The following is an 18,367-nucleotide window of genomic DNA, read 5'->3' on the forward strand; positions in this document are numbered from 1 at the left end:
CACGTCTGACCAAGGCCCGAGCATACAGGACCGCCAATGCGCGCAGAAATCCAGAACACCGTTGAGCAGATCGAGAAATCCCTCAAGCTGCTGGCCCAGAGATTGAATTGGGACACCGCCCAGCACCGGCTGGAGGAATTCAACGCGCGTGTCGAGGACCCGAACCTGTGGGACGATCCCGCCGCCGCCCAGAAGCTGATGCGCGACCGGCAATTGCTGGTGGACGCGATCGAAACCTACAGCTCGATCAAGCAGGACCTCAGCGACAATGTCGAGATGATCGAACTGGGCGAGATGGAGGGCGACAAGGAAGTCATCACCGACGCCGAAACCGCGATCAAGGCACTGGCCGAGAAGGCCGCCAAGAAAGAACTCGAGGCGCTGCTGGACGAAGAGGCCGACGGCAACGACACGTTCCTTGAAATCAACTCCGGGGCAGGTGGCACCGAAAGCTGCGACTGGGCCAACATGCTGGCGCGGATGTATGTCCGCTGGGCTGAACAGCACGGCTACGAGGTCGAGCTGCAATCGGAAACGCCGGGTGAAGAGGCGGGGATCAAGTCCGCCGCCTACAAGATCTCCGGCCCCAATGCCTATGGCTGGCTGAAATCGGAATCGGGCGTGCACCGGCTTGTGCGGATCTCGCCCTTCGACAGTGCCGCCAAGCGTCACACCTCGTTCTGTTCGGTCTGGGTCTACCCGGTGGTCGACGACAATATCGAAATCGAAGTGAACCCGTCCGAAATCCGCATCGACACCTACCGGTCCTCCGGTGCCGGCGGTCAGCACGTCAACACCACCGACTCGGCGGTGCGGATCACGCACATGCCCACAGGGATCGTCGTGACCAGTTCGGAAAAGTCGCAGCACCAGAACCGCGACATCGCGATGAAGGCGCTGAAATCGCGGCTCTACCAGATGGAACTGGACCGCCGGAATGCGGCGATCAACGCCGCGCACGAGGCCAAGGGCGATGCGGGCTGGGGCAATCAGATCCGGTCTTACGTCCTGCAACCCTACCAGATGGTCAAGGATCTGCGCACCGGGCACGAGACCTCGGACACCAAGGGGGTGCTGGATGGCGATCTCGATCCGTTCATGGCGGCGACACTGGCGATGAACGTGTCCGGCAAATCCCGCGCCGACGCCCGCGCCGATTAAGGCACGCGGCCTGCCAAAATGCAGGCCGTTTTCCGTTGACGGAAAACCGGCGATGCGTCGACGCATCGCGGCCTCTGACTCGGCGCAACGAATATGTTGCCAAACCGTCTGTCAGCCGCTTTCATGCAAAACTGTGAATATCAATCCGCGGAGGATGGCATGCGGGATACCCCTGAACTTGGCGTGCCGGATCTTGAGCCGGTGACGGTGGATACGCTGCGCACTGCTTTGCGGCGGGGCTGGCGCGACCTGACCCGCGCGCCGGGCTACGCGCTGTTCTTCGCCGGGGTCTACGTGCTGGCCGGGTGGGGGATTTCGGCGGTCACGCTCTGGACCGGGACAACCTACTGGCTCGTGCTGGCTGCGATCGGGTTTCCGCTGATCGGACCTTTCGCCGCCGTGGGCTTCTACGAAGTCAGCCGCAGGTTGGAGAGCGGCGATCCGATGGTCGCCTCCGAGATTCTGGGCGTGGTGCTGCACCAGTCGCGCCGCCAGTTGCCGTCGATCTGCGTCATCATCATCATGGTGTTCCTGTTCTGGTTCTTTCTGGCGCACATGATCTTTGCCCTGTTCCTCGGCCTCAGTACGATGACCAATGTGTCAAGTTCGCTCGATGTCTACCTCTCCGCCAATGGGTTGATGATGCTGACCGTGGGCACAATCGTCGGGGCTCTGTTTGCCATCCTGCTGTTCAACATCACGGTGATCGCGCTGCCGCTGCTCCTGGACCGCGAGGTGGATTTCGTGACCGCGATGATCACCTCGTTCCAATATGTCATGGCCTATCCGGTGCTGATGCTGGGCTGGGGCGCGTTCATCGCGCTTGTGACATTTCTGGCGCTTGTGCCGGGATTCCTGGGATTGTTCATCGCCTTGCCGGTCTTGGGACACGCGACATGGCACCTGTATGACCAGTTGCGGCAACCACCCATGACAGCCGATCCCGCCTGATTGCATCGCCGGGTCAGAGATCGGGTGGGGCAGGGATGTCGCGCCCCAATCGGACCAGCGCGTCCTTCAGGAACGACGCGCGATCATCGCCCGCTTCCAGCGCGAAGACATAGGCATGGGTCAGGAAGAACCCGGTCGCCTGTTCGTCCTGCGCGGTCTCTGCCGCCTCATGATACAGACGGATCAGGGCACTTGTGTCGCCCCGTGCATGTGCATCAAGCAAGGCCTGATCCAGCGGATTGGTCATGCTGGCGAACGATGCCGCGCGATCCGGCCCGCCGCCCATTTGTGAAAGCAATGCGTCGGCCCGTCCATCGCCGGAGAAAACCGCCCGCCATCAAAGCCCGGCGCACGGCGTCCGAGCTGCATGCCTTCGACGACAAAAATGTCTTCTTCGAAGACCAGTTTCCATTGTTCTGCATTTCGCGCACGCAGGTCTGCGTCGCTGTCCGGCGTGGCATAGTACAGATGTACGTATTCTTCGGTCCGGTTCGGACCATCAGGGCGCAAGATGATCGCAAAGGCGTGGTCGCGGTGCACCCCCAGCAGAACGTTGGGGTAGATCGCAAGATATTCCGCCCCGGCGTCCCATTTCGGATCAAGCCCCGCAAAATCCGGAAACACCGCGCCGGTCTCTCCGGTCAGTTGCCGATAGACCAGCGTGCCCTGTCCCGAAGTCACGCCGTCCTGTTCGATGTTGTAGTGATCCTCCAGCCGCGAATAGCTGTTCAGGCCGGGATGCACCCAGGGCAAGTGATAGCTTTCGCAGTAATTCTCGACTGCCAGTTTCCAGTTGCTCTCGACCGTCAGGGTAAAGCGGCTGTCGTCGCCGCCGTGATACATGGGCTGTTCGAAATCCGCCCAGCGGGCGATCACGTCCGCCATCGCGTCTTCGAAGGGTGGGGCGGTGCCCGACAGGTTGATCCAGACCACGTCGCGCCAGACATGGCTGCGCGTTTCGATCAGGCCCAGCGATGGTCGGTCGATGTCCTTGTGCGTGTTGAAACCCGGACCCCCGACATGCGGCGTCGCCACAAGTTGGCCCTGCGTGCTGTAGCACCAGGAATGATAGGGGCACCGGATCGCGCCTTCGATCCTGCGCGGCGCATCGACAAGGATCATGCCGCGATGACGACAGATGTTCTGGAACACGCGCACCACGTCATCGCGCCCCCGGATGAGCAGCAGCGGAATGTCCAGAAAGGTGATCGGCACCGCGTCACCGATCTCGGCCACATCCGAGGCCACGGCAAGCCCGGCCCAGCCCGACCCGAACAGCGCGTCACGCTCTTCTGCAAAGAACTGCGGGTCGGTGTAATGCGCGTTGGGCAGTCCTCGCGCCTGCGCCGTCGGTTTCTGCACGTCAGCCAGCCAGGGATCAAGTGCCGTCATCGCAACCTCCAGACCATCGGGGTGTCTGCGATGCTGGGCGTGCGGCTCTGCACGGTCGCGTCAGATTGCGACATCCGCTGTCGCCTCCTGCCGATCCGCGGCCTAGAAGAACGGCGCGTCGATCCGCAACTGGTTGCGTTCGTAAGGCATAAGGTCGTCGGCCCGACACAGCCCCGCGCCGCGCGCAACCGCGCGCACGCGTGATCCGTCCTGCCCGAGATACTGGTAGACCAACCGCGTGATGCGCGATCCGGCGATGTTCTCGCGGACCGTGCGCGCGGTGTAGCCGACCCAGTAATCGTTCCGGAAAGATGGCACCTGCGTGAGAAAGTTGAACGAGGTCGTCAGCGTGTTGCGCCGACTGACCAGCCCGGCGACACCGCCCTCCTGCGCCAGAAGCACGCCGCGGAATTCCCGGCTGATCGCATCGTCGGGCAGCCCTTGTTGCATCATCACCTGCTTTGTTTCGTAGCCACGCAGAAAGGTTGCGCCGTCAACCCGATAGACATACACCAAACCTTGTACGAACATCGTGTCATCGAGGAAACTGCGTCGTACGAACTTGTAGAAGCCGGCGGGAAAGAAAGTGTCCTGCAATTGTGCCACGCCTCCCGAAAGAAACTCGCTTATTTCGGGATGGCTCAGTAACGATTTCGATCCCAAACCGATGTCAGACAGGGGCTCCAGAATGATCCGGGCATCCACTTTGAAATATTGGCAGATCCGAAACAGCACATCCGGTCGTGGGAAGCTTTCGCCCGACAGGTACCTGTTGAACTGTGTTCGGTTGATCCCGAGATCGCGGCACAGGGCCGAGATCGAGTCGGTCGATTTGGTCAATGCGCGGAGGTTGGCCCCAAGAGTGTTGCGCAATTCGGAGGGGCTGGGGCGTGTCACGTCGAAATGCTTTCAGATCCAGAAAACGTCTAAATGCCAGTCACCTTGTTAACAAATTCACACGTAACACACAAAGGCTGGCAACGGGTCCGGGCTGTCTTTCGAAGTGCAATCCGGTCATATGTGATGCTAACCAGTATCAATGGTGACGCGAGACCGCGTCAGGGTCAATCACCGCTGACACAAATTTTTGATGCCCGACGCAGAGTTCGGGATGTCCTGACGTGAAAAAAATTAACACAGTGGACGCCTAAGATGGGGAACCTTACTATGAAACCGCAGAATATGTTTGGTGTTGTGCTGTGGTCAGACGCAGCCGCGCAAAAAGCTGTGATCTGGTGCGAAGACCAAGGCGAACTTGCATTCTACACGCCGGCAGACGGGAGCATCCATGATGCGCCGGTGCTGGATGCAGGTGATCTCATCCGATTTGATGTGATTGTCGAGGAGAACGTCCGCACAGCGCGCAATCCACAGGTGCTCATGCCGTCGCATTCGCCTGATCTGCCGGGCAAGCTCCGTGCGGGAACCCGGGAGACTGCCAACAAGGCAGCACCGCGCGAGTCCCAGAAGGTTGTGCACCTTGCGCAGTATTTCGACATGGACACGCCCGTCAAAATCGCCTGTTCGGGGTAAGTTCGGACCAATATCCTGTCGGGGAGCAGTCCCTCCCCGACAGGGACGCCATAAGCGCTCAGGCGCCGCGTGACAACGCGGCAACGCCTGTGCGGGCCACTTCTACAAGGCCAAGCGGGCGCATGAGATCGACAAAGGCGTCGACCTTTTCGGGTGTGCCGGTGATCTGGAACACGAAGCTGTGCAGCGTGCTGTCCACGACCTGGGCCCGGAAGATGTCGGCAAGGCGCAGCGCCTCGACGCGCTTGTCGCCTGTTCCCTCGACCTTGATCAGCGCAAGCTCTCGTTCGACCGACGCCCCTTCGACAGTAAGATCGTGCACCTCGTGGACCGGCACGATCCGGCCCAGTTGTGCCTTGATCTGTTCGATCACCTGGGGTGTTCCGGTGGTCACGATGGTGATGCGGCTGGTGTGGCCCTCGTGATCCACTTCGGCGACGGTCAGGCTGTCGATGTTGTAGCCGCGCCCGGAAAACAGCCCGATCACGCGGGCCAGCACACCGGGTTCGTTCGCCACAAGAACCGCGAGAGTGTGGGTTTCCTGCACGTCGGAGAAATTCGACCGCAGGTTATACGCGGAATGCTTGGTCGAGCCTTTTTTGATGTTCAGCGGAGACATGATCTTCTTCTTTTTCCAAATATGCCGGGGGGTGTGGGGGGCTGGCCCCCCACTGAAAGGGCGGTGTGGGCAATAGCCCGGAACGGATCGGACCGGCGTCAGCCGGTCCGAAAGCCTAGACCATCACCGCGCCCTTGGAGCCGATGGCGTCCTTGGTCTTTGCCTCGCCCAGAAGCATCTTGTTGTGCGGCTCGCCCGACGGGATCATCGGGAAGCAGTTCTCGTGCTTTTCGACCAGGCAGTCAAAGATCACCGGACCGTCATAGGCCAGCATCTCCATGATCGCATCGTCGAGATCGTCGGGGTCCTTGCACAGGATGCCCTTGCAGCCGAAGGCTTCGGCCAGCTTGACGAAATCGGGCAGGGCTTCGGACCAGCTGTGCGAATAGCGCTCGCCATGCAGCAATTCCTGCCACTGGCGCACCATGCCCAGACGTTCATTGTTCATGATGAACTGCTTGACGGGCAGACGGTACTGCACCGCGGTGCTCATTTCCTGCATGTTCATCAGCCAGGACGCTTCGCCCGCCACGTTGATCACGAGGGCATCCGGGTGCGCCACCTGCACACCGATCGAGGCCGGTGTGCCGTAGCCCATCGTGCCCAGACCGCCGCTGGTCATCCAGCGGTTGGGGTCTTCGAAACCAAGGTATTGCGCGGCCCACATCTGGTGCTGGCCGACTTCGGTGGTGATGTAGCGGTCATAGCCCTTGGTCAGCTGTTCCAGCCGGTCGATCGCGTATTGCGGGCGGATCGACTTTTCCGACGGCTTGTACTTGAGGCAATCCACGGCGCGCCATTGTTCGATCTGGTGCCACCACTTCTGCAGGCCTTCCTTGTTGACCTTGCGCCCGCGCGCTTTCCAGACCTTGAGGATATCCTCGAGCACATGACCCACATCGCCGATGATCGGCATGTCGACGCGGATCACCTTGTTGATCGACGACGGGTCGATGTCGATATGGGCCTTTTTCGACTTGGGGCTGAACGCATCAAGCCGCCCTGTGATCCGGTCATCAAAGCGCGCGCCCACATTGATCATCAGGTCACAGCCATGCATGGCAAGGTTGGCCTCGTAGAGACCGTGCATGCCCAACATGCCCAGCCAGTTCTTGCCTGATGCAGGGTAGCAGCCCAGACCCATCAGGGTCGAGGTGATCGGAAAGCCTGTCGCTTCGACCAGTTCGCGCAGAAGCTGGCTGGCTGCCGGGCCCGAATTTATGACGCCGCCGCCGGTGTAGAACACCGGGCGTTCTGCGGTTTCCAGCGCCTCGACCAGTTGGGTGATGGTTTCCATGTCGCCTTTGACCTGCGGCTGGTAATGGCTGACCTTGGCCTTGGCTTTTTCGGTATAGGTGCCGGTGGCGAACTGAACGTCCTTGGGGATGTCCACAAGAACCGGGCCGGGGCGGCCCGTTGTGGCGACGTGGAACGCCTCGTGGAGGACGCCGGACAGCTTGTCGGTGTCCTTGACCAGCCAGTTGTGCTTGGTGCAGGGGCGGGTGATGCCCACGGTGTCGGCCTCCTGAAAGGCATCCGAACCGATCATGAAGGTCGGGACCTGTCCGGTCAGAACCACAATCGGGATGGAGTCCATCAGCGCATCGGTCAGGCCGGTGACCGCGTTGGTCGCCCCCGGACCCGATGTCACGAGAACCACACCCGGCTTGCCGGTCGAGCGTGCATAGCCTTCGGCGGCGTGAACCGCGGCCTGTTCGTGGCGAACAAGGTAGTGGCGGATGCCATTCTGCTGAAAAATCTCGTCGTAAATCGGTAGCACAGCGCCACCGGGATACCCGAATACTGTGTCCACACCCTGATCCTTCAGGGCCTGAACCACCATTTTCGCTCCGGTCATTTGACGTGTCATCGCTTTGCTCCGTTTACAGACACTTCTGTTCATTACGCGAAAAAAAACCCCCGATGTTCAGTCGGGGGCGCATGGGGATCTGGTCTGGTTCCGTTACCGGCCCATGCGCGCTTTCTCTACAATGACTAGTACTCGTGCCATCTTGGCTCTCCTTCACGTGGCGGGACATTATGTGCAGCCTTCGGGGGCGTCAACATCGAAAGCCAAGAAAAAAGTATCCGGAAGCAAGAAAATTTTGTCATTTATTACCCAAGAGGGCGGTCGTGGCGAAATTTTGCTAAAATCAGGGTGCTCTTGCTGTGCTTTCGAGCCGAGTCGCGGGGTGCTGGACACATGCCATGTGCACAAACGCGCGAAGATGTGAGTTGCGCGATGTGCCTCTGCCCGCCTAGGTTGAACCGAACAGTTCACGTGCAGACAAACGGAGGCTCAGATGTTTGGAAAACGTAATCATCGCATGCGGGCTTTCTCGACATGCCATGCGGCTGTGCTGGCGGTCTTCATCGTGCTCGCGCATTTGCTTTCGCTCGTGTCGCCAGGCGCGCGGCTGCAGGCGTCCGATCAGAACGTCAATGTGCCGGTCCATCCGGCAAACGCAGTTCCGTGTGAGCAGACCTCGGAGTCGGTATCGACTGAGGGCTGTGTGGTTCTTCTGAAGACCACGCAGGACGAGGCTGACCGCCTTGTACCACTCCGCTTCGGTCTGCGTCTCTGAGGCACAGCGACAAGCGCGCAGGTTTGCGAGGGGTATCGGCGTGTTGCGTACCCTCAAGACCGCTTCGAGATAAACCATTTTCGCTGCGCATCAACCTTTGCTAGCGCTATCATCTCGTCAGGGTGGAAACCTCGGAAATTCTGAGGTTTTTGCCTAAAATTTATACGTCTGTAAGCGACGTTAATTATTTGCATTCAGTTTTTTTTCTGATTACCGTCCGCTCCACTAAATGATCCGCGCAAACAGCGGACTGGCTGTTTTTGTGCATCCAATTCCAGGGGAGGAAATACATGGATCGTCGTTCATTCTTGCGGACGTCTGCTGTAGGTGCAGGCGCTGCTGCCGCTACAACACTTGCGGCACCGGCATACGCGCAGGGCAATCGTACACTGACCATGGTCACATCGGTGCCGGACGGCTTTGCCGTGTTCGACGATGCGGCCCAGCTTGCCATCGACTACATCACCGCCATGACCGATGGCCAGATTTCGTTCAACAAGATGCCCGCAGGTTCGCTTGTTGGCGCGTTCGAAGTGTTCGACGCCGTGTCCTCGGGACAGGCGGACGTGTATCACTCGGCTGAATACTACTTCCTTAACCAGCACCCCGCGTTTGCCTTCTTCACCGCCGTGCCCTTCGGCATGACGGCGCAGGAAATGGCGAACTGGTACTACCGTCGCGGCGGTCAGGAACTGCACGACAACCTGTCGAGCCTGTTCAACCTCAAGCCGCTGATGTGCGGCCAGACGGCGATGCAGCCCGGCGGTTGGTTCAACAAGGAAATCAATTCGGCGGACGACCTTCAGGGTCTGCGCTTCCGTATGCCGGGCCAGGGTGGTCAGGTTCTGGGTCGTCTCGGCGCCTCCGTGCAGAACATCCCCGGCGGTGAAATCTACCAGGCGCTGGCGTCCGGTCAGATCGACGGCGCAGAATGGATCGGGCCGTATGCGGACGAGCGCATGGGCTTCCAGGAAGTCACCAAGACCTACTACGCAGCTGGTTTCCATGAGCCGGGCTCGACCCTGTCCATGGTGTTCAACCTCGAGATCTGGGAATCCCTGACGCCTCAGCAGCAGACGATCTGCAAGGTCGCCTGCGAAGCTGCGCACGCGCAAAACACTGCGCTGTCGCTGGCCGAGAACGGCGCGGCTCTGGCCCGTCTTCAGGCTGGCGGCGTTCAGGTCCGTCAGTTCCCCAATGACGTCTGGGATGCCTTTGGGCGTGCCTCGTTGGAAGTTCGCGAGGAAAGCATGGGCGATCCGATCTATGCCGAGATCGCCAACAGCGTGGCCGCGTCGATGAAGGAATCGTCCGACTGGTACGAGATCGCCGATGGCGAGTTCATGCGCCAGCGTAACCGCGTGAACGCAGGCTAAGCGTTTAACCTACAGGAACCCCGTTCGGATCATTTGTCCGGGCGGGGTTTTTGACTGCTCAATAACCAAATATGCCGCCCCGGGAAGGGGCATTCAGGGGGCTTTGCATGATCGACTTCATCCTTTGGGTGCTACAGAACATTGTCTTGGCCCCGTATAATTTACTGGTGGCGCTTATCAACCCGGGCGCTTGGCTGAACTGGTCCAACCCCGAAGCCGTGATGCGCTTCATCTACTACGGCGCATCCGTCGAACTGTTCTTCGTGGCCTTCACGACCTTTCTTGTCATCACGGTGCTCGGCCTTGTCTGGAAGCGGGAAATCCTCTGGGGATCGGTCCTTGGGCTGGAAACCATGGCAAACGGGATCGGACGCGTCGCCGCTTGGGCGGGTCTGCTGATGGTGCTGCAGCAGGTCATGATCGTGTTCCTGCAGCGCATCTTTCGCGTGGCTGAAATCCAGATGGGACCGATGGGCACCGCGTTTGCGCAAGACCTGAGCTGGTGGGCCGAAGAGCTCAAGCTCTACAACGCCGCCGTGGTCGCGCTCTGCGTCACCTACACCTTCGTCCAGGGCGGCCATGTCCGCGTGGACCTGTTCTATTCCAACATGAAATACGGCACCAAGCGCCTTATGGACATGTTCGGATGCATGTTCTTCATGCTGCCTGCCGCAACCATCACCTATCTCTATGCGTGGTTCTTCATGTGGCGTCACCTGATGACGCCTTCCGTGACCGCGACCAGCGATCTGGACCGGATGCTGATGCAGTCGCGCATTTTCCGCTGGAACGTGGAAACCATCGGCTTCAGCCCAAACGGCTTCAACGCGTATTTCCTCTTCAAGATCCTCATCGTTCTGTTCTGCGTGCTGACCTTCGTGCACGCGATGGCCTTCTTCTGGCGGTCGCTTCTGGAATACATCGAGGGCGAGGAAAGTGACGGCAAGTACCTTGATCGGGATGGGTTCTCGAGCGAGGCCGAAGAGATCGAACACGCGATCCACACCGGATCGACCTGAACCGATGATGAAGCACAAGACAATGACGCAACAACAGACAATGATGCCGGCAACGGCACGTAGCGGGGGGGCCGCATAACATGCCTTTCGGATTGGACGGAGTCGAGGTTGGTATCCTCATTGTCTTCCTGACGCTTTTTGCCGGGATCATGACGGGGTTCCCGGTGGCATTCGCCATCGCCGGCGCCGGCGTGATTTCCTTTGCCATCATCGCGGCGCTGGATTCGGCAGGGTTGCTGATCCATCAGGCGATCGACACGTCGACAGCCGAGTATTCCGCGCTGGTCGCCGAAGGCATCGCCCGCGACGCAATATCCGTGTTCCGATACCCGGACTTGCCGCGTGTCGAAGAGGCGCTGTTCCCCGGTGGCTGGGAACAGGCGATGGAGCGCAACATCTCCTTCATCGTGAACCGCATCAACGAACGGGTGATCGCGGGTCAGTCGATCGAAACGCTTCTGGCAGTTCTGATGTTCGTGATGATGGGCATCACGCTGGAGCGTTCGCGGATTGCCGAAGACCTGCTGACCTCGATGGCGCGGGTGTTCGGCCCGCTGCCGGGTGGTCTGGCCGTGTCCATCGTGATCGTGGGTGCGTTCCTTGCCGCATCGACCGGCATCGTCGGCGCGACCGTGGTGACCATGGGTCTGCTGGCCCTGCCGACCATGCTGCGCAACAACTATTCGCCGGAGCTGGCAACCGGGGTCATCGCGGCGTCCGGCACGCTGGGTCAGATCATCCCGCCTTCGATCGTGATAGTCCTTCTGGGCACGCTGGTGGGCGACCTCTATGCCACCGGTCAGGAAACCCGCGCTCAGCTTGCCGGGTGTGGTGACGCGCTGACCTTCCTGGGCGAACCTGCGGTTCTGTCGGTCGGCACGCTGTTCCAGGCGGCCCTGCTGCCGGGTCTCTTCCTTGCGCTGCTTTACGGTATCTATGCGTTCGGCTTTGCCCTTCTGCGTCCGGCCAGCGCACCGCCGGTGGAAATGGCAGGCTCCACGGGTGAAGTGGTCACGCGCAACGAGGCGCTGACCTGGTACCTTGCAGCACCTTTGGGGTTCATTGCGGCAATCGTGATCGGTTTCAGCGCGGGTGTCATCGGCTCGCAGACCATCTCCGTGTCGGATTACGCCGAACGGGCTGACGGGCCGACCCTGCGGACAAACGTTTCCGAACAGTGCCAGGCAGCGATGATCGACCTGCACGGTCAAGAGGCGTGGGACGAATCCGTTGCCCAGCGCGCCGCGATGACCGCTGCCGGTGATACCGGGGCCGTTGTCGAACTGACCGAGGAAGAACGCGCTGAAGCTCTTGTGCAGGCACGCGAGAACGCGGCACCGATCGGCACGGGCGTTGCCACGATCTTCACTCTGCTGGGTCTGGTGCTGATCCTTGCGCGCGGCGTGTCGCCGTCGTCGAACCCGTTGCCGTTGATCATCGGCGGGATCGGTGTGGTGCTCGCCTTCCTTGCGGATGTGGTCTTCATCTTTCCGCGCACAGGATCGGGAGCGACCTTCCTGATCATGGCAATCCCGATGGTGCTCACCATGTTCGGCGTCTGGATCGCCATGGGACGATTGTCGCAAAACGAACTTCTGCGCGTGGTGTTCCCGCCGCTCGTTCTGATCGTTGCGGTGCTTGGCTCCATTCTTGGCGGCATCACCAACCCGACCCCGGCGGCGGCACTTGGGGCGGCGGGCGCGATCATGCTGGCGGCCTATCGCAAGCTGAAAGAAGAGCAGGGCGCAGCCAAGATCATCATCTGGGCCTCGCTCGCGCTGATCATCATGATCCTGCTGGGCGTGAATTTCGATTTGCGGATCACCCGCGAAAGCATCCCGGTCGAAGACTGGATCGCCTATGTTCTGGCGCAGATCGCCTACCACTTCGCGTTCTTCGGCCTGCTCTACAGCTGCTGGGTGCTGTTCCGGACCAACATCCTCGGGCCGGTGGTGCGTGAAACCGCCAAGGTCACGTCGATGGTGTTCACCATCCTCATCGGCTCGCAATTGCTGAACCTCGTGCTGATTTCGTTCGGCGGGGAACATTACATCCAGCAGTTCCTGCGGTCCTTCGACAATGAAACCATCGTGTTCCTTGTCGTGATGCTGATCCTATTCGTCCTGGGCTTCGTGTTGGACTTCCTCGAGATCATCTACATCGTCGTGCCCATCGTCGGGCCAGTGATCTATGGCGGAACGCTCGATCCGGCATGGGTGACGATCATGATCGCGATCAACCTGCAGACGTCGTTCCTGACGCCACCTTTCGGATTTGCGCTGTTCTACTTGCGGGGTGTTGCCCCGAAAGAGGTCACGACGGGGCATATCTATCGCGGTGTCATTCCCTTCGTCGGCATCCAGGTTCTGGCGCTTGCGCTGCTCTGGATATTCCCGGGGATCGTGACGATCCTGCCGGACCTGATCCAGAACTGACCGGATCTATATCCGAACCAACAAAGGCCGCCCTGTTTCGGGGCGGCCTTTCTCGTTGGTTGGGGGCAGGGCGTCAGTCTTCGTTGGGGTCGGCTTCGGCCTCTGCCTTGTCGTCATGTTCCGTCCCCGGAGCGTGCTCGGGTGGGGAATAGGTGGTGTAGAGGCGCATCATGCCGGTGCCGGTGTTCTTGAAATTATGATACTGGCCCGCGGGCACGATCGCCACGTCGCCCGCCGAGATCTGCATCTCGGCATCGCCGATCCGGCCATGGCCCATGCCGTCGACGAAATACAACAGCTGTTCATGGCCCTCGTGGACCTCGCCACCGATCTCGCCGCCTTCGGGAATGGCCATCAGCACCAGCTGCGTCTTGTCGCCGGTCCAGACCACGTCGCGGAATTTGTCGTTGCTGCGCGCCATCTTTGCGATGGGCATGACCAATGTTTCATGTTCCGACATGTCGGGGTGCTCCTTTGTCCTTGCGACAAGGGAACGTGTCGAGACGCGATCCGTTCCAAAGGGCAGAGGTCGGGACCGTCCGGCTGTCAGCTGCGCAGATCGGGAAGCGAGATATTGGCGACCTGTTCGGCAATCGGGTCGGTCGACATCGGGTGTGTGTCCGCCGAATAGCTGTCGGGCTTGCGGAATTTCTCCCAAGCGCCGTGACGGTACAGCTCGAGGCCCGAAAAGGCCGATTTGTACCCCATCTTGGCGCTGCCCGGCACCCAGTAGCCAAGGTAGACATAGGGCAATCCCGCCTCGCGCGCGATCTCGACATGGTCGAGGACCATGTAGGTGCCAAGGCTCTGCGCGGGCACGTGGGGACTGTAGAAGGAATAGACCATGCTCAGCCCGTCATCGAGCACATCCGTCAGGCAAACCGCTTTCAGCTTGCGGGTTTCATGATCGGTATATTCGATGACGCGCGACCGGATCGGCGTTTCCTCGACCATTGCGGCGAAATCGAACACGTCCATATCCGCCATGCCGCCATCCGCATGCCGCGCGTCGAGATAGGTGCGGAACAGCTCGTACTGGTCCTCTGTGGCCCAGGCGCTGGTGGCATGCCGCCGCAGAGTCGCGTTGCGCTTGATCGTGCGCTTCTGGCTTCGGGAGGGGCGAAAATCCTTGATCGAGATTCGCGCCGAGAGGCAGGCCGAACAATCCGAACAGGACGGGCGATAGAGCACGTTCTGCGACCGGCGGAAGCCCTGTTTCGACAGGCTGTTGTTCAGCTTGTCCGCGGCATCGCCCTGCAACGCCGTGAACAGCTTGCGTTCCATCCGACCAGGAAGGTACGGACAGGGTTGGGGCGCAGTTACGTAAAACTGCGGCGCAAGTGGCAGCGAGTGGCGCATCGTGTACTCTTCGTCGATATTCGCAGACCGTAACCCAAGGCTTCACGTCCGCCAACCCCCCAGAACCGGTGGGGTCAGCGTTCGAGGATCAGGCGGCCATTGTTGATCTCGAGCCGGGCAAACCGGCTGAGATAGTCCATCCCCAAAAGCGATTTCGTCATCTCGCCCTCGTTCACGAAGGCCCGGACATTGCGATCATGGAACGGTCCGAGCGCCACATCGTCCAGACGGACAGGTGCGGTGCGCACAACGCCGTTCGCGGTCATCGCCTCGGAATAGAAGATCACGTCTTGCTCACCCAGACCGACACGCGCGGCGTCTGCCTGTGTCAGCACCATGCTGGTGGCACCGGTATCGACGACGAACCGCACGGGCGCATCGTTGATGGCCAGCGTGAGGTAATAATGCCCGTCCGGCGCGCGTGGCACCTCGACGCGCCCGGTGTCTGACATGACCAGCTGTTGCGGCTGCACCGTCTGGCGGATGTCACCCCAAAGCCCGACGGCGGCGATCACACCCAGAAAGATCAATCCCCACACAGCACCCTGTTGCATCGTCTTGTTCAGGCTTTGCCGGTTCTGGATGAAGAACCAGAACACGAGCACCACCGCAAGCAGCACCAGGTAGGCCAGGTTGCCATACTCCATCCCCGACATCGTCACTCCTTAAATTCGACATGACGGGTATGTAGGTCGGCGCAGGTGCGTTTTGTAGTGTCGTTTGCCGGTCAGGGATCACCCGCCAAGAACCAGGCCGAAGCCGCGAATCCCGTCCAGAACGAATTGCACCGACAGCGCCGCCAGCAACATGCCCAATAGCCGTGTGACCACCACGATCCCGGTCTTCCCAAGCGCCCGCTCGATTGGTGACGCGCTCAGGAACAGCAGGAAGACGATGGCCAGAACACCCACCATCACACCCAGCACAGAGGCCATGCCGACGGGCCCGTCTGCCTGACCAACCAGCAGGATGATCGACGCGATGGCACCCGGCCCGGCAATCAGCGGGATGGCGATGGGAAAGACCGACGGGTCGGGCAGGTCGTCTTCGACATCCGCCTTGTCCTCGCGCCGCTTGGTGCGCCGTTCGAACAGCATGTCCAGCGCCGTCAGGAACAGCAGGATACCCCCGGCGATGCGAAAGGCAGGCATGGAGATGCCGATGAATCCAAGAACCTGCTCACCCAGAAAGGCGAAGAGAAACAGCAGCCCCGCCGCGATCACCGTGGCACGAATGGCAATGGCGCGCCGCTGCTGCACCGTCATGCCAAGAGTCAAAGCGATGAACACCGGCGTCAGCCCGATCGGGTCGATGACCACAAACAGCGTGACGAAGGCCGAGATGAGAAAGGCAGGATCCATGACAGATCGCTACACCGACCACGTGCAAGGGACAACCCGTAGGCCGGGCATCTGCCCGGCACTTCGCGTCACGCGGTCTCTGCCACTTCCAGTTTCTGCAACGCCGCTTCCCACAGCGCCTCTGCGCGGTGCAGCCCGTCCATCACCTCGCCGTATTTCTTGTTCCAGGTCTCAAGCTCACCCTTGCGCCCGGGTTCATACAGCGCCGGATCGGCCAGCTTTTTCGCCAATGTCTCGCGCATCTGTTCGATCTTCTCGACCCGCGCCTCGCATTTGCGCACTTCGGCCTTGAGGGCCAGCATCGTGTCACGGTCGGGCCGGGCAGGGCGCGCGGGCTTGGGCTTCTCGGCCTTTGCGGGTTTGTCCGAGGCCAGCAGCATGGCGCGGTAATCGTCCAGATCGTCCTCGTAAGGCGTGACGTTGCCATCCTTCACAAGCCACAGGCGGTCCGCGACCATCGACAAGAGATGCATGTCGTGGCTCACCAGGATCACCGCGCCGGAATAGGCGGTCAGCGCCTCGACCAGCGCCTCGCGGCTTTCAATGTCAAGGTGGTTGGTCGGCTCGTCGAGGATCAGCAGATGCGGCGCGTCGATGGTCGCCAGCAGCAGTGACAGCCGCGCCTTCTGTCCGCCCGACAGCTTGCCCACGACCGTGTCCGCCTGCGCCGCCATCAGGCCAAAACCCGCCAGCCGCGCCCGGTGACGCGTCGGCATCTCGTTCGGACGCGCGCGCCGCAGGTGTTCCAGCGGTGTCTCGTCGATATGAAGCTCGTCCACCTGGTGCTGGGCAAAGAACCCGATGCGCAGCTTGGAGGACCGCGTGATCCGACCGGACATCAGCGGGAGCCGGTCCGAGAGCAGCTTGGCCAAAGTGGATTTGCCCTGACCGTTCTTGCCCAGCAGCGCGATCCGGTCGTCCTGGTCGATCCGCAGGTCAAGCTTGCGCAACACCTCGGTCTCGCCGTAACCGGTCACGCCGTTCTCGACCCGGATGATCGGCGGCGACAGCTCGTCGGGTTGCGGGAAGCTGAACACCCGCTTGGCGATCTCTTCGGGCGCGCTGACCATGTCCATCCGCTCGATCATCTTGAGCCGCGATTGCGCCTGCTTGGCCTTGCTGGCCTTGGCGCGGAACCGGTCGACAAAGCTTTGCAGATGCGCGACCCGCGCCTGCTGCTTCTTGGCCACCGCCGTTGCCTGAGCGCGCCGCTCGGCCCTTTGCCGCGCGAACTGGTCATAGGGACCCTGGTAGAAGGTCAGTTGCCGCTCTTCCAGATGCAGGATCGCCCCCACCGCACGGTTCAAAAGGCCCCGGTCGTGGCTGATCACGATCACCGTATAGGGGTATTTCGCGAGGTAGCTTTCCAGCCACAGCGCCCCTTCAAGGTCAAGATAGTTGGTCGGCTCGTCCAGCAGCAACAGGTCAGGCTGCGCAAAAAGCACCCCGGCCAGTGCCACCCGCATCCGCCAGCCACCGGAAAAGGCACTGCATGGCATACGCTGGTCGGCATCGTCGAAGCCCAGACCCTTGAGGATCGCAGCCGCCCGCGCCTCTGCCGACCAGGCGTCGATATCGGCCAGACGGGTCTGCACCTCGGCGATGCGCGCGCCGTCCGTGGCGCTCTCGGCCTCGGCCATCAGCGCCGCGCGCTCGGTATCTGCGGCGAGCACAGTGTCGATCAGCGACACCGACGATCCCGGCACTTCCTGGCTCACCCCGCCAACCCGCGCGCCGCGCGGCACCGAAATCACGCCGCCTTCCAGCGCCAGCTCGCCCCGGATCAACCGGAACAGGGTTGTCTTGCCCGCGCCATTGGGGCCGACAAGGCCCACCTTGTGCCCATCGGGAATGACCGCACTTGCGCCCTCGAACAAGGGACGCCCGTCAACCGCGTAGGTGATATCTTCAATCTTCAACATGGCACGCCCATATCAACGCCCGAAAGGACAGACCAGCGTCCTTGTCTTCTCTGGTTCAAAAATATCTCGGGAGTTTGAGGGCAGAGCCCTCAAATCCCTGCATGGCAGGGATCGAAAGCCCGTCCAAGGGCTTTCCAACGTCAGACCTGCATGCTAACCGGCGCTCCAAACACACACCCAACTTACGGAGCGACCAAAATGGCCCTCGAACGCACCTTCTCGATCATCAAACCCGACGCCACCCGCCGCAACCTGACTGGCAAGATCAACGCCAAGTTCGAAGACGCGGGTCTGCGCATCGTGGCGCAAAAGCGCATCCACCTGACCAAGGCACAGGCCGGCACATTCTACGCCGTGCATTCCGAACGCCCGTTCTACGACGAGCTGTGCGAATTCATGGCGTCCGAGCCGGTTGTGGTTCAGGTTCTCGAAGGTGAAAACGCCATCGCCAAGAACCGCGAAGTCATGGGGGCCACCAACCCCGCAGACGCGGCCCCCGGCACCATCCGCGCCGAGTTTGCAGAATCCGTGGGTGAAAACTCCGTCCATGGCTCCGACGCGCCGGAAACAGCGGCCGAAGAAATCGCGTTCTTCTTCTCGGGCCTCGAGCTCGTCGGCTGAGCCACCTCTTCGACGTCACATGACTGCGTAGGC

Annotated in this window: 18 protein-coding genes; 8 read left to right on the forward strand and 10 right to left on the reverse strand. The window is 60.9% G+C overall.

The features are described from left to right. Window positions 1-36: 36 nt before the first annotated feature. Together prfB and IEV82_RS06025 are read left to right on the forward strand one after the other, a co-directional pair. Window positions 37-1,161: a peptide chain release factor 2 gene (gene prfB, locus IEV82_RS06020; RefSeq protein ID WP_188481063.1), complete on the forward strand. Its 1,125-nt coding sequence runs from the start codon at window positions 37-39 to the stop codon at window positions 1,159-1,161. A gap of 159 nt (window positions 1,162-1,320) precedes the next feature. After that, complete coding sequence (locus IEV82_RS06025; RefSeq protein WP_188481064.1) at window positions 1,321-2,112, forward strand: DUF2189 domain-containing protein; 792 nt, start codon at window positions 1,321-1,323, stop codon at window positions 2,110-2,112. A gap of 13 nt (window positions 2,113-2,125) precedes the next feature. Here IEV82_RS06025 and IEV82_RS06030 read toward each other — a convergent pair whose 3' ends face one another. The 3 genes from IEV82_RS06030 to IEV82_RS06040 form a co-directional block, all read right to left on the reverse strand. After that, window positions 2,126-2,359 carry a hypothetical protein gene (locus IEV82_RS06030; protein WP_188481065.1) on the reverse strand — a complete coding sequence of 78 codons (234 nt, stop codon included), beginning with the start codon at window positions 2,357-2,359 and terminating at the stop codon, window positions 2,126-2,128. Beyond that, a complete protein-coding gene (locus tag IEV82_RS06035) occupies window positions 2,356-3,504 on the reverse strand; it encodes an aromatic ring-hydroxylating oxygenase subunit alpha (protein WP_188481066.1) in 1,149 nt (382 codons plus the stop codon). Before IEV82_RS06035 ends, IEV82_RS06030 begins: the two co-directional genes overlap by 4 nt. Window positions 3,505-3,606: 102 nt before the next feature. Further along, window positions 3,607-4,401 carry a helix-turn-helix domain-containing protein gene (locus tag IEV82_RS06040; RefSeq protein ID WP_188481067.1) on the reverse strand — a complete coding sequence of 265 codons (795 nt, stop codon included), beginning with the start codon at window positions 4,399-4,401 and terminating at the stop codon, window positions 3,607-3,609. Between the two features lie 270 nt (window positions 4,402-4,671). Here IEV82_RS06040 and IEV82_RS06045 point away from each other — a divergent pair, with 270 nt between their 5' ends. Continuing rightward, a complete protein-coding gene (locus IEV82_RS06045) occupies window positions 4,672-5,037 on the forward strand; it encodes a hypothetical protein (protein ID WP_188481068.1) in 366 nt (121 codons plus the stop codon). A gap of 58 nt (window positions 5,038-5,095) precedes the next feature. Here the strand turns inward: IEV82_RS06045 and ilvN are convergent, their stop codons facing one another. Both ilvN and IEV82_RS06055 read right to left on the reverse strand, forming a co-directional pair. Continuing rightward, window positions 5,096-5,656, reverse strand: a complete 561-nt coding sequence (gene ilvN, locus IEV82_RS06050) for an acetolactate synthase small subunit (RefSeq protein ID WP_188481069.1) — start codon at window positions 5,654-5,656, stop codon at window positions 5,096-5,098. A 115-nt stretch (window positions 5,657-5,771) separates the two neighbouring features. Beyond that, window positions 5,772-7,526, reverse strand: coding sequence for an acetolactate synthase 3 large subunit (locus IEV82_RS06055; protein ID WP_188481070.1), 1,755 nt, complete (start codon window positions 7,524-7,526; stop codon window positions 5,772-5,774). Window positions 7,527-7,959: 433 nt separating this feature from the next. Here IEV82_RS06055 and IEV82_RS06060 point away from each other — a divergent pair, with 433 nt between their 5' ends. The 4 genes from IEV82_RS06060 (at window position 7,960) to IEV82_RS06075 (ending at window position 13,071) form a co-directional block, all read left to right on the forward strand. After that, window positions 7,960-8,241 carry a hypothetical protein gene (locus IEV82_RS06060; RefSeq protein WP_188481071.1) on the forward strand — a complete coding sequence of 94 codons (282 nt, stop codon included), beginning with the start codon at window positions 7,960-7,962 and terminating at the stop codon, window positions 8,239-8,241. 290 nt (window positions 8,242-8,531) lie between these two features. After that, on the forward strand, window positions 8,532-9,617 hold the full coding sequence (locus IEV82_RS06065) for a TRAP transporter substrate-binding protein (protein ID WP_188481072.1): 1,086 nt from the start codon (window positions 8,532-8,534) through the stop codon (window positions 9,615-9,617). 107 nt (window positions 9,618-9,724) lie between these two features. Beyond that, window positions 9,725-10,636, forward strand: coding sequence for a TRAP transporter small permease subunit (locus IEV82_RS06070; RefSeq protein WP_188481073.1), 912 nt, complete (start codon window positions 9,725-9,727; stop codon window positions 10,634-10,636). Between the two features lie 80 nt (window positions 10,637-10,716). Next, window positions 10,717-13,071 carry a TRAP transporter large permease gene (locus IEV82_RS06075; RefSeq protein ID WP_188481074.1) on the forward strand — a complete coding sequence of 785 codons (2,355 nt, stop codon included), beginning with the start codon at window positions 10,717-10,719 and terminating at the stop codon, window positions 13,069-13,071. Between the two features lie 73 nt (window positions 13,072-13,144). Here the strand turns inward: IEV82_RS06075 and IEV82_RS06080 are convergent, their stop codons facing one another. The 5 genes from IEV82_RS06080 to IEV82_RS06100 form a co-directional block, all read right to left on the reverse strand. Continuing rightward, entirely contained in the window at window positions 13,145-13,531 is a 387-nt protein-coding gene (locus tag IEV82_RS06080) for a cupin domain-containing protein (protein ID WP_229747696.1), read from the reverse strand. An 86-nt stretch (window positions 13,532-13,617) separates the two neighbouring features. After that, the gene (locus tag IEV82_RS06085; RefSeq protein WP_188481075.1) at window positions 13,618-14,430 is read right to left on the reverse strand and encodes an arginyltransferase; all 813 of its coding nucleotides are present in this window, start codon (window positions 14,428-14,430) and stop codon (window positions 13,618-13,620) included. A 74-nt stretch (window positions 14,431-14,504) separates the two neighbouring features. Next, window positions 14,505-15,086, reverse strand: a complete 582-nt coding sequence (locus IEV82_RS06090) for a retropepsin-like aspartic protease family protein (RefSeq protein ID WP_188481076.1) — start codon at window positions 15,084-15,086, stop codon at window positions 14,505-14,507. 78 nt (window positions 15,087-15,164) lie between these two features. Further along, window positions 15,165-15,791 (reverse strand): MarC family protein, encoded by a 627-nt coding sequence (locus tag IEV82_RS06095; protein WP_188481077.1) that lies wholly within the window; start codon window positions 15,789-15,791, stop codon window positions 15,165-15,167. A 68-nt stretch (window positions 15,792-15,859) separates the two neighbouring features. Continuing rightward, complete coding sequence (locus IEV82_RS06100) at window positions 15,860-17,713, reverse strand: ABC-F family ATP-binding cassette domain-containing protein (RefSeq protein WP_188481078.1); 1,854 nt, start codon at window positions 17,711-17,713, stop codon at window positions 15,860-15,862. 198 nt (window positions 17,714-17,911) lie between these two features. On the opposite strand from IEV82_RS06100, the gene ndk reads away from it, so the two are divergent. Beyond that, window positions 17,912-18,334 carry a nucleoside-diphosphate kinase gene (ndk, locus tag IEV82_RS06105; protein ID WP_188481079.1) on the forward strand — a complete coding sequence of 141 codons (423 nt, stop codon included), beginning with the start codon at window positions 17,912-17,914 and terminating at the stop codon, window positions 18,332-18,334. Window positions 18,335-18,367 lie beyond the last annotated feature (33 nt).

This window comes from Marivita lacus (assembly GCF_014637725.1).
GTDB lineage: Bacteria > Pseudomonadota > Alphaproteobacteria > Rhodobacterales > Rhodobacteraceae > Marivita > Marivita lacus.

Bases quoted from the DNA above. Each gene is read 5' to 3' on its own strand.
- IEV82_RS06055 (WP_188481070.1), bottom strand. From the start codon at position 7,526: ATGACACGTCAAATGACCGGAGCGAAAATGGTGGTTCAGGCCCTGAAG.
- ndk (WP_188481079.1), top strand. From the start codon at position 17,912: ATGGCCCTCGAACGCACCTTCTCGATCATCAAACCCGACGCCACCCGC.
- IEV82_RS06075 (WP_188481074.1), top strand. From the start codon at position 10,717: ATGCCTTTCGGATTGGACGGAGTCGAGGTTGGTATCCTCATTGTCTTC.
- IEV82_RS06085 (WP_188481075.1), bottom strand. From the start codon at position 14,430: ATGCGCCACTCGCTGCCACTTGCGCCGCAGTTTTACGTAACTGCGCCC.
- prfB (WP_188481063.1), top strand. From the start codon at position 37: ATGCGCGCAGAAATCCAGAACACCGTTGAGCAGATCGAGAAATCCCTC.
- IEV82_RS06065 (WP_188481072.1), top strand. From the start codon at position 8,532: ATGGATCGTCGTTCATTCTTGCGGACGTCTGCTGTAGGTGCAGGCGCT.
- IEV82_RS06030 (WP_188481065.1), bottom strand. From the start codon at position 2,359: ATGACCAATCCGCTGGATCAGGCCTTGCTTGATGCACATGCACGGGGC.
- IEV82_RS06035 (WP_188481066.1), bottom strand. From the start codon at position 3,504: ATGACGGCACTTGATCCCTGGCTGGCTGACGTGCAGAAACCGACGGCG.
- IEV82_RS06060 (WP_188481071.1), top strand. From the start codon at position 7,960: ATGTTTGGAAAACGTAATCATCGCATGCGGGCTTTCTCGACATGCCAT.
- IEV82_RS06090 (WP_188481076.1), bottom strand. From the start codon at position 15,086: ATGTCGGGGATGGAGTATGGCAACCTGGCCTACCTGGTGCTGCTTGCG.
- IEV82_RS06080 (WP_229747696.1), bottom strand. From the start codon at position 13,531: ATGTCGGAACATGAAACATTGGTCATGCCCATCGCAAAGATGGCGCGC.
- IEV82_RS06070 (WP_188481073.1), top strand. From the start codon at position 9,725: ATGATCGACTTCATCCTTTGGGTGCTACAGAACATTGTCTTGGCCCCG.
- IEV82_RS06045 (WP_188481068.1), top strand. From the start codon at position 4,672: ATGAAACCGCAGAATATGTTTGGTGTTGTGCTGTGGTCAGACGCAGCC.
- IEV82_RS06095 (WP_188481077.1), bottom strand. From the start codon at position 15,791: ATGGATCCTGCCTTTCTCATCTCGGCCTTCGTCACGCTGTTTGTGGTC.
- IEV82_RS06025 (WP_188481064.1), top strand. From the start codon at position 1,321: ATGCGGGATACCCCTGAACTTGGCGTGCCGGATCTTGAGCCGGTGACG.
- IEV82_RS06100 (WP_188481078.1), bottom strand. From the start codon at position 17,713: ATGTTGAAGATTGAAGATATCACCTACGCGGTTGACGGGCGTCCCTTG.
- ilvN (WP_188481069.1), bottom strand. From the start codon at position 5,656: ATGTCTCCGCTGAACATCAAAAAAGGCTCGACCAAGCATTCCGCGTAT.